This is a genomic window from Pseudomonas subflava, from assembly GCF_023823685.1.
GTDB lineage: Bacteria > Pseudomonadota > Gammaproteobacteria > Pseudomonadales > Pseudomonadaceae > Aquipseudomonas > Aquipseudomonas subflava.
This window is the reverse complement of record NZ_JAMXBF010000003.1, coordinates 689,442-703,279: the sequence shown is the minus strand read 5'-3', so window position 1 is coordinate 703,279 and position 13,838 is coordinate 689,442. Positions and strand designations below refer to the sequence as shown.

General features: G+C 65.5%; 8 protein-coding genes. 7 read left to right on the top strand and 1 reads right to left on the bottom strand.

Annotation, left to right across the window (positions count from 1 at the left end):
• The 6 genes from NF616_RS06685 to trhP all read left to right on the top strand — a co-directional run.
• On the top strand, nt 1–651 hold a 651-nt coding region (locus tag NF616_RS06685; protein ID WP_434091863.1), incomplete at its 5' end, for a bacteriophage T4 gp5 trimerization domain-containing protein.
• Nucleotides 641–1,381: a DUF4123 domain-containing protein gene (locus NF616_RS06680; protein ID WP_252272464.1), complete on the top strand. Its 741-nt coding sequence runs from the start codon at nt 641–643 to the stop codon at nt 1,379–1,381. The genes NF616_RS06685 and NF616_RS06680, both read left to right, overlap by 11 nt.
• Complete coding sequence (locus NF616_RS06675; RefSeq protein WP_252272463.1) at nt 1,378–6,333, top strand: RHS repeat-associated core domain-containing protein; 4,956 nt, start codon at nt 1,378–1,380, stop codon at nt 6,331–6,333. Before NF616_RS06680 ends, NF616_RS06675 begins: the two co-directional genes overlap by 4 nt.
• Nucleotides 6,330–6,758 carry a hypothetical protein gene (locus NF616_RS06670; RefSeq protein ID WP_252272462.1) on the top strand — a complete coding sequence of 143 codons (429 nt, stop codon included), beginning with the start codon at nt 6,330–6,332 and terminating at the stop codon, nt 6,756–6,758. Before NF616_RS06675 ends, NF616_RS06670 begins: the two co-directional genes overlap by 4 nt.
• Before the next feature lie 122 nt (nt 6,759–6,880).
• Nucleotides 6,881–7,042, top strand: a complete 162-nt coding sequence (locus tag NF616_RS06665) for a hypothetical protein (RefSeq protein ID WP_252272461.1) — start codon at nt 6,881–6,883, stop codon at nt 7,040–7,042.
• A gap of 81 nt (nt 7,043–7,123) precedes the next feature.
• The gene (trhP, locus tag NF616_RS06660) at nt 7,124–8,455 is read left to right on the top strand and encodes a prephenate-dependent tRNA uridine(34) hydroxylase TrhP (RefSeq protein ID WP_252272460.1); all 1,332 of its coding nucleotides are present in this window, start codon (nt 7,124–7,126) and stop codon (nt 8,453–8,455) included.
• Here trhP and NF616_RS06655 read toward each other — a convergent pair.
• Complete coding sequence (locus tag NF616_RS06655) at nt 8,430–11,309, bottom strand: putative bifunctional diguanylate cyclase/phosphodiesterase (protein ID WP_252272459.1); 2,880 nt, start codon at nt 11,307–11,309, stop codon at nt 8,430–8,432. The two genes, trhP and NF616_RS06655, sit on opposite strands and share 26 nt — an antisense overlap.
• 270 nt (nt 11,310–11,579) lie before the next feature.
• Between NF616_RS06655 and uvrD the strand changes: the two genes are divergently transcribed.
• Nucleotides 11,580–13,784 carry a DNA helicase II gene (gene uvrD / locus NF616_RS06650; protein WP_252272458.1) on the top strand — a complete coding sequence of 735 codons (2,205 nt, stop codon included), beginning with the start codon at nt 11,580–11,582 and terminating at the stop codon, nt 13,782–13,784.
• Nucleotides 13,785–13,838 lie beyond the last annotated feature (54 nt).

The window sequence follows — 13,838 nt, the reverse complement described above, 5'->3', positions numbered from 1 at the left end:
CTGCCGGCGAACAAGACCAGAACCGTGTTCAAGACCCTCAGCTCACCGGGCGGCGGCGGCTACAACGAGCTACGCATCGAGGACCGCAAGGGCCAGGAGCAGATCTACATTCACGCCCAGAAGGACTGGGACGAGAACGTCGAGCACGACCAGAAGATCCGCATCGGCCACGAGCGCCACGACACCGTCGAGGCCAACAGCTACACCGAGCTCAAGGCCGAGGAGCACCGCACCACCCACGCCGACCGCAAGACCGAGATCCGCGCCAACGACCACCTGACCGTGGGCAGCAACCAGCACGTGAAGCTCGGTACGGGGCAGTTTGTTGAGGCGGGCAACGAGATCCACTACTACGCCGGCAGCAAGGTGGTCATCGACGCCGGCATGGAACTCACCGCCAAGGGCGGCGGCAGCTGGCTCAAACTCGACCCCAGCGGCGTCACCCTCAGCGGCGCGACGATCAAGATGAACTCCGGCGGTGCGCCAGGTGCAGGCAGCGGCATTGCCATCCTGCGGCCCGGTGCGCTTATGCAGGCCGATGCCGACAAGGCCGGCGCCCTGTTGACCCCCGCGCAGATCCAGACACTCAAGCGCAACGCGCCTTTCTGCGAGGAATGCGAGAAGTGCAAGGGAGGCGCCTGTGCCATCTGAAGCGATCTCGGTCCGAGATTGGCTGGAGGCGGAGTGGCGGGAAGGCCAGCGCCTGTACGTGGTGATGGGCAACGCCAGCGAGGCCAACCCGCTGCAGGCCTACTACCAGCAGAGCGACGTCAGCCTGCCTCTGCCGATCTGGAGCGGCACGCCCTACGCCGGCTGGCAGGAAGTCATGCCCTATCTGGGTGAACTGGAGCGCGACAGCAGCTTCCTCGACTGGGTGGACGAGGCCCCGACACACGACTGGGGCTGGCTGGCGCTTTCCTCCCACGAGCCGAGCCTGGTGCTCGAACACCTGCGCAGCCTGACCCAGGTCCTCATGCCCGACGGGGCCGAGGTGTTCTTCCGCCACTGGGACGGCAGCCACCTGCTGCCGATCCTGCGCCATCTGGGCGAAGCAGCCGGTCAGTTGCTGCCGGTGTTCGATCGCCTGCTGATCAACGGCCAGGCACTGGATATTTCCAGCGGCCCCTTGCCGCCTACCCGCGAATACCCCTGGTGGGAAGTACCACGCGCGCTGGCCACGGCGTTGACCGAAGATGATCCCTCCACCCTGGTCGACAACCTGATGCAATGGCTGCTGGAAGAGCACGCCGAACTCTATTTCGCCATTCCGCAGCAGAACCTGCGGCACAAGGTCGAGCGCTTCGTGCGCCGCACCTCCATCACGGAAGACAACTACAGCGGGCGGCTACGAGCCCACCTGGAATACGAGGTCACCCCATGAGCTTTGTGATCGGCTCCCTCATCGGCCAATTGAATGCCAAGCAACCCGATATCCAGGTCATCCTCCAGCAGTTCCGCAGCTGCCTGAGCGACTACCGCGAGAACAGCGAGGCCTGGTATGGCGGCGTCCTGGACGCCGAGCAGCAATTCAAGGTCGGCGATGAGGTGGACACCCAGGACAAGGACGACAAGGACCCGGCCACCCTGTACGCGACCTGCCCGGCCAACGGCAAGCTGACCCTCGTGCACAGCTTCGAGGCCGCCCGCTTCGTGCCCATCGGCAACACCCGGGCGCGCATCGTCCCGGTCGAAGACGGCCGCTTCTTCGGCAAGAACGAGATCGCCAAGGCCATCGACGTCACCATCGGCCCGAGCGGCATCAAGGAGGTCGCCGGCTGCATCCCCCATCAGCAGTATCAGGTCACCTTCTTCCCCAACCCGACCCGCGCGCAGATCGATGCCCTGTTCGGCTCCTATCGCGGCGTGATCGGGCAGCTCGAGGGATGGCTGACAGGCGAATGGAACAGCCAGTTCTTACCCTTATGGCGCGCCCACAGTGCCGCCAGCATGAACGAACGCCTGATGCAGCAGCTGGAGGCGGCCTGGAATGGCCTGCTGAAGGTGATCATGGGCCTGTGGGAGGACATCAAGTCGCTCTACGACCTGGTCGCCCATCCCCGCGAGAACTACGAGAAGCTGAGCAAGTTCTTCACCGAAGAGCAGATCAGGCGCATCTACGACGCCTCCAAGGAGGGCCTGGAAACCGCCCTGCTGATCGCCAGCGACGAGCCGCTGATGTGGATCTACGTCTCCGCCATCGTGGCCTGGGCCAGCATGCTGCCTCCGCAAACCTGCATCGAGGTACTGGCGGAGCTGACCGGCGAAGTGCTGCTGAACGTCCTGCTGGGCGTGGTGCTCACCGGCGGCATCGGTCTGGCCGTACGCGTCGGCACCAAGGCGTTGACGGCCGCGAAGAACGGCGGGCGCGTGCTCAAGCTGATCGAAGATTTCACCGGCATGCTGATGAGGCTCAGCCAGGGCCACGCAAGACCACACGCCAGCACGGCTAAACCGCTGTTGGCACACGGCAGCGGCGGCATGCAGCCGGCACGCAAGGCGACACTGCGGATGGAGCCGTCCACTCCGGCGCAGAGCGCGCAGCCTCCGGCGAGACCCAGCGGGCGGCGCGGCGCGGGAAGCGCCAGCCAACCTCAAAGCCGGCAGGCCGCCAGCGGCGCCTCGGGCGCTCCACAGATCGAGCCCGATGCCACCGTCTATCCGCGCAGCAAGCCGCAAAACGCTACCTCGCTCAAACAGGTCGAGGCGGTAGACGACGCCTCTACGCCTTCCAGGACCCCCAACGACAAACCTGCGGACCAGGCCGACAAGACCTGCACCAACAACTGCCCGGTCTCGATGGTCACGGGTGAAGAATTGCTCACCCTCACCGACGGCATGCTCGAAGGCGTGCTGCCCTTCGCCTGGAGCAGGCTGTACCGCACCAGCGCCGCGGAACTGGATTGCGGCCTGGGCTTCGGTTGGAGCCACGGCCTGGCCCACCGCCTCGATCTCGAGGGGGATGGCCTGGTCTGGACCGACCACGAGAATCGCCGCACCCGGTTCCCCGTGCCCAGCGAGCAACGCCCGGCCATCACCAACCGCCTGTCCCGCGCCGCCATCTACCTCGGCCAGGACCCGGCCGAGCTGATCCTGGCCCAGGCCGGAGAAGCCCCACGCTTCTACCATTTCCGCCGCCATGCCGAGGGCGGCTACCTGATTGCCATCAGCGATGCCTACGGCAACCGCCTCGAGCTCAGCCGCGACCTGGCGGGACGGCTGCAGCGCCTTAGCAGTGCAGGGCGCGCCCTGCTGCTGCGCTACGAGAGCAGCCATATCGTGGCCGTGGACTATCAGTTCCAGCGCCCCGCGGAAAACCAAGAAGCCAGCTGGGAGAGCGTGCAGACCCTGGTTCGCTACCAGTACAACGAGCGCGGCCAGCTGATCGCCGCCAGCAACGCCCTGGGCGAGACCGAGCATTACCGCTACGACGAGGAGCACGTGATCCTCGAGCGTCGGCTCGCCGGCGGCGCGGCCTTCTATTGGGAGTGGCAGGGTCGCGGCAAGCTGGCGCGCTGCGTGCGCCACTGGGCCAACTTCGGGCAGATGGACGCCCGCTATGTCTGGGACGATCAGGGCAGCGTCACCGTGGTCAACGTCGACGGCAGCGAGGAGACCTACGTCCACGACCAGAACGCGCGCCTGATCCGCCAGGTCGACCCGGACGGTGCCGAGACGCTGCGTGCCTACGACGACAAGGGCCAGCTGGTCGCCGAGAAGAATCCGCTCGGCGCGATCACCGAGTATCGCTACGACGAGGCCGGGCGCCTGGAGAAGCGCATCCCGGCCGAGGGCGAGGCGGTTCACTACAGTTACTTCGACGGCCAGGTGCGCAGCGTGCGGCGCGGCAAGGCGACCTGGAAGTACGAGCGCAACGCCCAAGGCGACATCACCGAGCAGATCGATCCGCTCGGCCAGAGCACGCACTATCGCTACGACGCCCGCGGCCGCCTGCTGGAAATCCGTCATCCGGACGGCAGCCAGCACTTGCTGGTGTGGAATGCCCAGGGCGAGCTGATCGAAGAGCAGCTGCCGGGCTCGGGTATCCGCCGCTATCGCTACGACGCCTTCGGTCGCCTGATCACCCGGCAGGACGAACAGGGCGCGCTGACCCAGTATCAATGGGACGCCGTCGGCCGCCTGACCCAGGTCACTCTGCCCGGTGGCGCAAGCCGTGCCTATGGCTACAACGCCTATGGCAAGGTCACCAGCGAGCGCGACGAGCAGGGGCGCGTCACCCGCTACGAATATGCCGACGGGCTGCACCTGGTCAGTCGCCGCATCAACCCCGACGGCAGCCAGCTGCGCTACCGCTACGACAATGCCCGCCTGCTGCTCACCGATATCGAGAACGAGCGTGGCGAGCACTACCGCCTGGACTACCACCCCAACGGGCTGATCAGCCAGGAGACAGGCTTTGACGGACGCAGAACGGCGTACTGCTACGACCTCGCCGGCCACCTGATCGAGAAGAAGGAGTTCGCCGAAGACGGCAGCGAACGGACCACCGCCTACCAGCGCGACGGTGCCGGGCGCTTGCTGGTCAAGACCCTGCCCGATGGCGAGCAGATCCATTACGCCTACGATGCTCTGGGCCGCCTGGTCAGCGTCGACGATGGACAGTGGCCGCTGGCCTACTCCTACGACTTGCGCGACCGGCTGATCGAAGAACACCAGGGCTGGGCGACCCTGCGTTACGAGTACGACGCGCTCGGCCAGCTGGGCCACTGCCGCCTCCCGGACGGCAGCCGCCTGGACTACCGCTACCGGCCGGGCGGCGAGCTGGCGGGCATCGACCTCAACGGTCAGCCACTGACCCGCCACCAGTTCGACAAGGGCCGCGAACGCTACCGGCGCCAGGGTGCGCTGCTCAGCGAATACGACTACGACGACCAGGGCCGTCTGCAGGCCCACCGAGTACGCAGCGATCACCGCCAACTGCTGCAGCGCCAGTACCGGTACGACGCTAGCGGCAACCTCGCCGCCATCGAGGACTCGCGCAAAGGCAATCGCAGCTTCCACTATGACCCGCTGGATCGTCTGGTGGCTGTGCGCGGTGACCTGCCGGAAAGCTTCGCCCACGACCCCGCCGGCACTCTGCTGGCACAGAACACGGCCACTCCGCAGGGGCTGGCCAACGTCAAAGGCAACCGTCTGCTGATGCAGGGCGACTGCCACTACGACTACGACGCCTTCGGCAATCTGGTGCGCGAGCGGCGCGGTGCGGGACAGCGACTGGTCACCGAATACCGCTACGACAGCCAGCACCGGCTGATCGCCGCCAGCCTGCCGGACGGCCGCCAGGTCCAGTACCGCTACGACGCCTTCGGCCGACGCATCGCCAAGACAGTCGATGGTCGTACCACCGAGTTCCTCTGGCAGGGCGAACGCCTGATCGCCGAAAGCGGCCCGGCGCACTACCGTAGCTACGTCTACGAACCCGGCACATTCCGCCCCTTGGCGCTGCTGCAGGGAGAAGGCAAGACCGCCGAGCCCTTCTACTACCAGCTCGACCACCTGGGCACTCCGCAGGAGCTGACCGGCGCAGGCGGTCAGATTCTCTGGTCGGTGAAGTACCGCGCCTACGGCAGCCTGGCCAAGGTGGAGGTCGAGGAAATCGACAACCCGCTGCGCTTTCAGGGCCAGTATTTCGATGCCGAAACGGGGCTGCACTACAACCGCCACCGGTACTACAACCCTGGTACGGGATCGTTCCTGACGCCGGATCCGATAAAGTTGGCTGGAGGGTTGAACAACTACCAATATGTGCCCAATCCGACAGGGTGGGTGGATCCCCTAGGATTAAACCGGATACCCGGGCAGTGCCCGGACGGGGAAAACAAAGCCGTATTTGAGCGCTATCCCGAAAAAACAGTTATTCAAACAAAAGGGGCAGACGAGCAAGCCAAATTTCTCTCGGAAAATGTCCCTGGATTGCCAGAAGCACAAGCAAAAGTCATTCTGGACGAATCTCATTCACGAGACTCATCGGCTGTATTCGGTGGCAGCAGGGTGCGAGGCAATCACACCGGTAGCAGTGATCTTGACGTCGGCTTCGGTGGGCTTAACGCCAACCAGGCCGCAAAGCTGCTAAAAAAACTGGAGAAAAGATTCAGCCTTGAGCTCAACTTCCTAAAACTCGAGCAAACCCGCATTGTTCCCGGCAATGAAACAAACTCCATCGCAAGAATCCAGTCACCAGAAGAATTCTTCCAGCGCTCAGGCACCCGTAGCGCTGCGGATCCCAAGGCCGGAGAAACCTATGTACCTTCGGGATCAATAACTGCGAATCCAGATGGTTCGCTTGTCATAATCCCGCCAGGAGCAGAGCCATGAAATTCTTGGTCAACGAATCTCCATTAGCCCATGGGTTTGTAACCTTCCGCGATCTGGGCTTTGGAGAAAATCTCCAGGGAGATGCTATCCCCTACAGAATTGAATTGGATTTTGATGAACTGTCTAACTCGTTTCAGCAGAAGGCCAACGACTTTATCGAGCAATGTCGGCTGGACGACCTAAGCCTTGCGGAGGCTGACATACCCAAGCTTCGCGACTTGGGTTATCCGCCCTTCCAAGAGCTCTTGAAAGATGAGCCAGAGTTCTCTTTGGAACTAGTTCAGGACTACCTGTATTTCGAGCTTCTCAACTATCTTTTCACAGCAAGGCCCGTTGACGCCAAGTTTGTCATCAACGAAATTGGATCTATTCAAGTTCAGGATGGCGAGATAATTATTAATGGTAGCGGCTTCGCCAAAAAATGACGCGTTATCACCTTATTGCAAGAAGACTCGGCAATAGTGTTCAGGGCACATCTCAAGTAGTTATCGGTTACAGCTTGGCACGCAGGAAATTTCTTTTTCTAGAAGGAGAAGGCCACAGTCTAATGGGTGCAGAAGTGAGCTTTGACGAGGCCATGGTCCATTGGCAGGACATCTTCGTTGAGCTTGAAGCCGAGTGGGTCCTCCACTTCTCCGGTATTCATGACGAGCGCCTCTTTCTGGAAAAGTTGGCTACGCTCGGCCCCACCGAGGTCATCACTTACTAGGAGTATCTGGACTGCTCTGGATCAACTTCGCGCATCCTTATTTCTGCCATCCTCTGCGCACGTTTCTCCAACTGCGCAACCATGATCTTGCTCCCATTCCCCGAACTCCTCTCCCCCGCCGGCACCCTCAAGGCCATGCGCCATGCCTTCGCCTATGGCGCCGATGCCGTCTATGCCGGGCAGCCGCGTTACAGCCTGCGGGTGCGCAATAACGAGTTCGATCACGCCAACCTGAAGATCGGCATCGACGAAGCGCATGCGTTGAGCAAGCGCTTCTACGTGGTGGTGAACATCGCGCCGCATAACGCCAAGCTGAAGACCTTTCTCAAGGACCTGGAGCCGGTGGTGGCGATGGGGCCGGATGCGCTGATCATGTCCGACCCTGGGCTGATCATGCTGGTGCGTGAGCGTTTCCCCGCGATGTCGGTTCACCTGTCGGTGCAGGCCAACGCGGTGAACTGGGCCAGCGTGGAGTTCTGGCGGCGCCAGGGGCTGACGCGGGTGATTCTGTCGCGCGAGCTGGGCCTGGAGGAGATCGAGGAAATCCGCCGGCAGGTGCCGCAGATGGAGCTGGAGGTCTTCGTCCACGGCGCCCTGTGCATGGCCTATTCCGGACGCTGCCTGTTGTCCGGCTACCTCAACAGGCGCGACCCGAACCAGGGCACCTGCACCAATGCCTGTCGCTGGAAGTATCAGGCCCACGAGGGCCGCGAGGACGAGCTGGGCGGCATCGTCCAGGGCTGCCAGCCGACCCTCGGTGCAGGCGCACCGACCGGGCGGGTGTTCCTGCTGGAGGATGAGGCCCGCCCCGGCGAGCCGATGGAGGCCTTCGAGGACGAGCACGGCACCTACATCATGAACTCCAAGGACCTGCGCGCCGTGCAGCACGTGCAGCGCCTGCTGCAGATGGGCGTGCACTCGCTGAAGATCGAGGGCCGCACCAAGAGCCACTTCTACGTGGCGCGCACCGCCCAGGTGTACCGCCGCGCCATCGACGATGCCGTGGCCGGCAGCCCGTTCGATCTGAGCCTGATGGACGATCTCGAGTCACTGGCCAACCGTGGCTACACCGAGGGCTTCCTGCGCCGCCACGTACACGACGAGTACCAGAACTACGACCACGGCAGCTCGCTGGCCGAGCGCCAGCAGTTCGTCGGCGAGTTCACCGGCGAGCGGCGTGGCGAGCTCGCCGAGGTGCGGGTGAAGAACCGCTTCGCCGTCGGCGACCGCCTCGAGCTGATGACCCCGCGCGGCAACCTCGGCTTCCTGCTGGGCAGACTGGAGAGGGCGGACGGCACGACCACCACGGTGGCGCCGGGAGACGGCCACATCGTCTACCTGCCGCTGCCGGCGGATATCGACCTGAGCTACGCCCTGCTGCTGCGCTTCAATACATCTCCGCCTGCGCCCTGAGCAGCTCGGCGAAGCGCTCGGCCGGCACCGGCGGGCTGATCAGGAAGCCCTGGATCTCGTCGCAGCGCTGAGCCTTGAGGAAGTCCATCTGCGCCTGGGTCTCCACGCCCTCGGCCACCACCTTGAGTTCCAGGCCGTGGGCCATGGCGATGATGGCGCGGGTGATCGCCGCGTCCTCGCCGCCGGCGGAGAGGTCGCGGACGAAGGTCTGGTCGATCTTCACGTAGTCCACCGGGAAGCGCTTGAGGTAGCTGAGCGAGGAGTAGCCGGTGCCGAAGTCGTCGATCGCCAGCTTCACGCCCAGGTCACGCAGCTGCTGGAAGGTGGCGATGACGTTTTCCACGTTGTCCAGCAGCTGGCTCTCGGTCAGCTCCAGCTCGAGCAGGCGCGGCGGCAGGCCGGTCTCGTCGAGCACCTGGCGCACCAGGCCGATCAGGTTGCCCTGGCGCAGCTGATGCACCGAGAGGTTGACCGACACGCGCAGGTCGGCCAGGCCCTGGCGCTGCCACTCGCGGGCCTGCAGGCAGGCCTGGCGCAGGACGAACTCGCCGATCGGCGCGATCAACCCGGTCTCCTCGGCCAGCGGGATGAACTCGCCCGGCGGCACCAGGCCCATCACCGGGTGGCGCCAGCGCACCAGCGCCTCGGCGGCGTTGAGGCTGTCGTCGGCCAGGCACAGCTTGGGCTGGTAGAACACCTCCAGCTGGCCGTCCTCGATGCCCTTGCGCAGTTGGGTCTCCAGCTGCAGACGCTCCAGGGTGCAGGCCTGGAGGTTGTCGGTGAAGAACTGGAAGGTGTTGCCGCCCAGGTGTTTGGCATGCTGCATGGCCATGCCGGCCTGGCTGATCAGCGCGGAGATCTCGCGGGCGTTGTCCGGCAGCAGGCTGATGCCGACCGAGGCGCTGACCACCAGCTCGTGGCCGCCCACCGCCATCGGCGTGCGCAGCTTTGTCAGCAGGCGGCTGGCGGTGCGCGCCAGGGTGGAGAGGCTGCCGTAATCGTCGAGCAGGATGGCGAACTCGTCGCCGGCCAGGCGCGCCACGGTGTCGGCCTCGGGCACCGCCTGGATCAGGCGACGCGCCATCTGCCGCAGCAACTGGTCGGCCACCTCGTGGCCGAGGCTGTCGTTGAGCAGCTTGAAGCGATCCAGATCGACGTGCAGCAGCGCCAGGCGCGATTCGTTCTGCCGCGCGCGCTCGCCGGCCTCGTGCAGGCGCTCGCGGAACAGGCTGCGGTTGGCCAGGCCGGTGAGTTCGTCGTAGTGCGACAGGTAGCGCAGGCGCTCCTCGGTCTGCCGGCGCTGCGACAGGTCGGAGAAGAAGCCGACAATGTGGCTGACCCGGCCGCGACCGTCGCGCACCACGTTGAGCTGCAGCCACTGCGGGTACAGCTCGCCGCTCTTGCGCGTCTCGATCAGTTCGCCGCGCCAGCTGCCGTGGTGCTCAAGCTCCTGGCGGATCAGCTGGTACTGGCGGCGAACTTCACGGCTGCTGATCAGGGTCGCCACGCTGCGTCCGAGCACCTCGTCCTTGCGATAGCCGGTGACTTCGCTGAAGGCCTGGTTCACCGAGAGCACGAGATAGTCGGCATCGAGAATGACGATGCCCTCGCTGGCCGCCTCGAACACCGTGGCGGCCAGGCGATGTTCCTCGTCCAGGCGCTTGCGCTCGGTCACGTCGCGACGGGTGCCGAGCATGCGCAGCACCTGGCCGCGCTCGTCGCGGTCGACCGCACGGCCGCGGTCCTCGACCCAGCGCCAGCGCCCGTCGGCATGGCGCACGCGGTACTCCACGCAGTAGCCATCGGTGCGGCCCTTGAGGTGGTCGACCAGGGCCCGGCGCAGCAGCGGCAGATCGTCCGGATGCAGGCGCGGCTTGAGGTGGCTGAGCACGCCCTTCACCTCGTCCTGGCTGATGCCGAAGATGCTCTGCAGGTGGCTGTGGTAGACCTCGTCGGTCTTCAGGTTCCAGTCCCACAGGCCCAGTTCGCTGGCCTCCAGGGCCAGGCCCAGGCGCGCCTCGCTTTTGCCCAAGGCGTGGGTGGCGTCGTCCAGCTCCAGGGTGCGCTGGGTCACGCGGATCTCCAGCTCGCCATGGGCCTTGCGCAGCTCGCGCTCGGCGCGGCGGCGCTGTTCCACCTCGCGGGCCAGTTCCTGATTCAGGCCCTCGGCGCTCTCGCGGGCATGCTCCAGGCGCTCGATCAGCGCCTGGTTCTGGAAGCGCCGCAGCAGGTTGCGCTCGACCAGCCGGTTGACCTGCCAGGCCACCACGCAGAGGCTCAGCAGCATCAACAGGCCGAGCGCGCCCCAACCCTGCTGGCTGGCGCTGTCGCTGAGCAGCAGGTAACCGATGGATGGCAGCAGGCACGGCAGGGCGAAGACGAGAAAGGCCGAGCGGCTGACCGCGTAGGCCACGCTGGCGGAGAGAATCGCCGCGGCGATCAGACCGTAGACCAGCGCCTGCAACAGGAAACGGTCGGCCGGCACCAGGAAGATCGCGGCGAAGGCGAGGGTCAGGCCGGACAATCCGGCGCCGACCAGGAACACGCGACGCCAGTGCGGATTCGCCTGGCGCGAGGGCAGCGCGCTCTTGAATGCGGTCATCTGGATCAACCGCAGCACCGCCAGCAGCACCACCCACACCAGCCAGCCGGCCAGCAGCAGGCTTGGCTGCGGCTGCCAGAGCAGGCCGGCGCAGGCCAGGCCGCCGAGCAGCATGAACAGGGTCGGGACCTGGGAGCCCTGGTACAGCAGACGCGTCCGCTCCACCGCGATCTCGGTGGCGAACTGCTGATGTATGGCGCGGGTTTCCTCCACCGCCACGCCGGCGGAGGGCCCCCTGGAAGACTGGGTCATAGGCGTTTTTCTTGTAATGGGAATGCCTGACTTTCCACGAGCATACCCGAGCTAGAGGGGCTGCCCAAGTCCGATGCTGGCTTTTACCAGCTCGCCTCGTTGAGTGGCGAACATTTGTTCACTGAAAGCGCCGCACCGCGCCTCGCCTGTCCCGCCGAGCCCCCTCGAGAACGCGCGGACGCTGCGATGCACAAGGGCTCCAGCCATGTCGCACTCGCGCCCGTCCGCCCGCGCTTTGCCGCTGCCCTACCCCGCCCGTAGAATGCCGCGATGCAAAACGATCCCGCCCGTCTCGACCCCGAACTTCTCCTCGCTTCCCTCAACGATGCGCAGTGCCAGGCCGTGGCCGCGCCCCTCGGCCGCCAACTGGTGCTGGCCGGCGCCGGCTCGGGCAAGACCCGCGTGCTGGTGCACCGCATCTCTTTCCTGATCCAGTTTCTCAACGCCTCGCCGTATTCGATCCTGTCGGTGACCTTCACCAACAAGGCCGCGGCCGAGATGCGCCAGCGCATCGAACAGATGCTCGGCCTGAGCCCCAGCGGTATGTGGGTCGGCACCTTCCACGGCCTGGCCCACCGCCTGCTCCGCGCCCACTGGCGCGAGGCCGGCCTGGCGGAGAACTTCCAGATCCTCGACTCCGACGACCAGCAGCGCCTGGTCAAACGGGTGATCCGCGACCTCGGACTGGACGAACAGCGCTGGCCGGCCAAGCAGGCCCAGTGGTTCATCAACGGGCAGAAAGACGAGGGCATGCGGCCGAAGAACATCCAGCCCGGCGGCGACCTGTTCCTCGCCACTATGCTGAAGATCTACGAAGCCTACGAGGCCGCCTGCGCCCGCGCCGGGGTTATCGACTTCGCCGAGCTGCTGCTGCGCGCCCTCGACCTGTGGCGCGACAAGCCCGACCTGCTGGCCCACTACCAGAAGCGCTTCCGCCACATCCTGGTGGACGAGTTCCAGGACACCAACGCGGTGCAGTACGCCTGGCTGCGCCTGCTGGCCAAGGGTGGCGAGAGCCTGATGGTGGTCGGCGACGACGATCAGTCGATCTACGGCTGGCGCGGCGCGCGGATCGAGAACATCCAGCAGTTCTCCAGCGACTTCGCCGACACCCAGCTGATCCGCCTGGAGCAGAACTACCGCTCCACCGCCGGCATCCTCAAGGCCGCCAACGCCCTGATCGCCAACAACAACGGGCGCCTCGGCAAGGAGCTGTGGACCGACGGCAGCGACGGCGAGCCGATCAGCCTGTACGCCGGCTTCAACGAGCACGACGAGGCCCGCTACGTGGTCGAGTCGATCGAGGCGGCCCTGCGCAAGGACGGCCTCAAGCGCAGCGAGATCGCCATCCTCTACCGCTCCAACGCCCAGTCGCGGGTGCTGGAAGAGGCCCTGCTGCGCGAACGAATCCCCTATCGCATCTACGGCGGCCAGCGCTTCTTCGAGCGCGCCGAGATCAAGAACGCCGTGGCCTACCTGCGCCTGCTCGACGGCCGCCACAACGACGCCGCGCTGGAGCGGGTGATCAACGTGCCGACCCGCGGCGTGGGCGAGAAGACCGTCGAGGCGATCCGCGAGCACGCCCGCCACGCCGACCTGTCGATGTGGGCGGCCATGCAGCAGCTAATCGCCGCCAAGGCCCTGCCCGGCCGCGCCGCCGGCGCGCTGGCCGGCTTCGTCGAGCTGATCGAGAACCTGAGCGCCAAGATGCTGGACATGCCGCTGCACCTGATGACCCAGACCGTCATCGAGCAGAGCGGGCTGATCGCCTGGCACCAGGCCGAGAAGGGCGAGAAGGGCCAGGCGCGGGTGGAGAACCTGGAGGAACTGGTCAGCGCCGCGCGCAACTTCGAGAACACCGAGGACGACGAACTGTCGCCCCTGGCCGCCTTCCTCACCCACGCCTCGCTGGAGGCCGGCGACACCCAGGCCGAGGAGCATGAGGACTGCGTGCAGCTGATGACCCTGCACAGCGCCAAGGGCCTCGAGTTCCCGCTGGTGTTCCTGGTCGGAATGGAAGAAGGCCTGTTCCCGCACAAGATGAGCCTGGAAGAGCCCGGCCGTCTCGAAGAGGAGCGCCGCCTGGCCTACGTCGGCGTTACCCGCGCCATGCAGCAGCTGGTGCTGACCTACGCCGAGACCCGCCGCCTGTACGGCAGCGAGACCTACAACAAGGTCTCGCGCTTCGTCCGCGAGATCCCGCCACTGCTGATCCAGGAAGTGCGCCTGTCCAACAGCGTCAGCCGGCCCTACTCGGCGCCGAGCACGACCATGAGCGGCGGCTCCATGTTCAGCGGCGCCGCCGTGCCGGAGACGCCTTTCAGTCTCGGCCAGGCCGTGCGCCACAGCCTGTTCGGCGAGGGCGTGATTCTCAACTTCGAAGGCAGCGGCGCCCAGGCGCGGGTGCAGGTCAACTTCGCCGGCGAAGGCAGCAAGTGGCTGATGCTGGCCTACGCCAAGCTGGAAGCGGTGTAGTCGCCGCCGGTCAGGCCGCGCCGAGTCGCCGTCCTGGCTGGCCATACTGTCGAG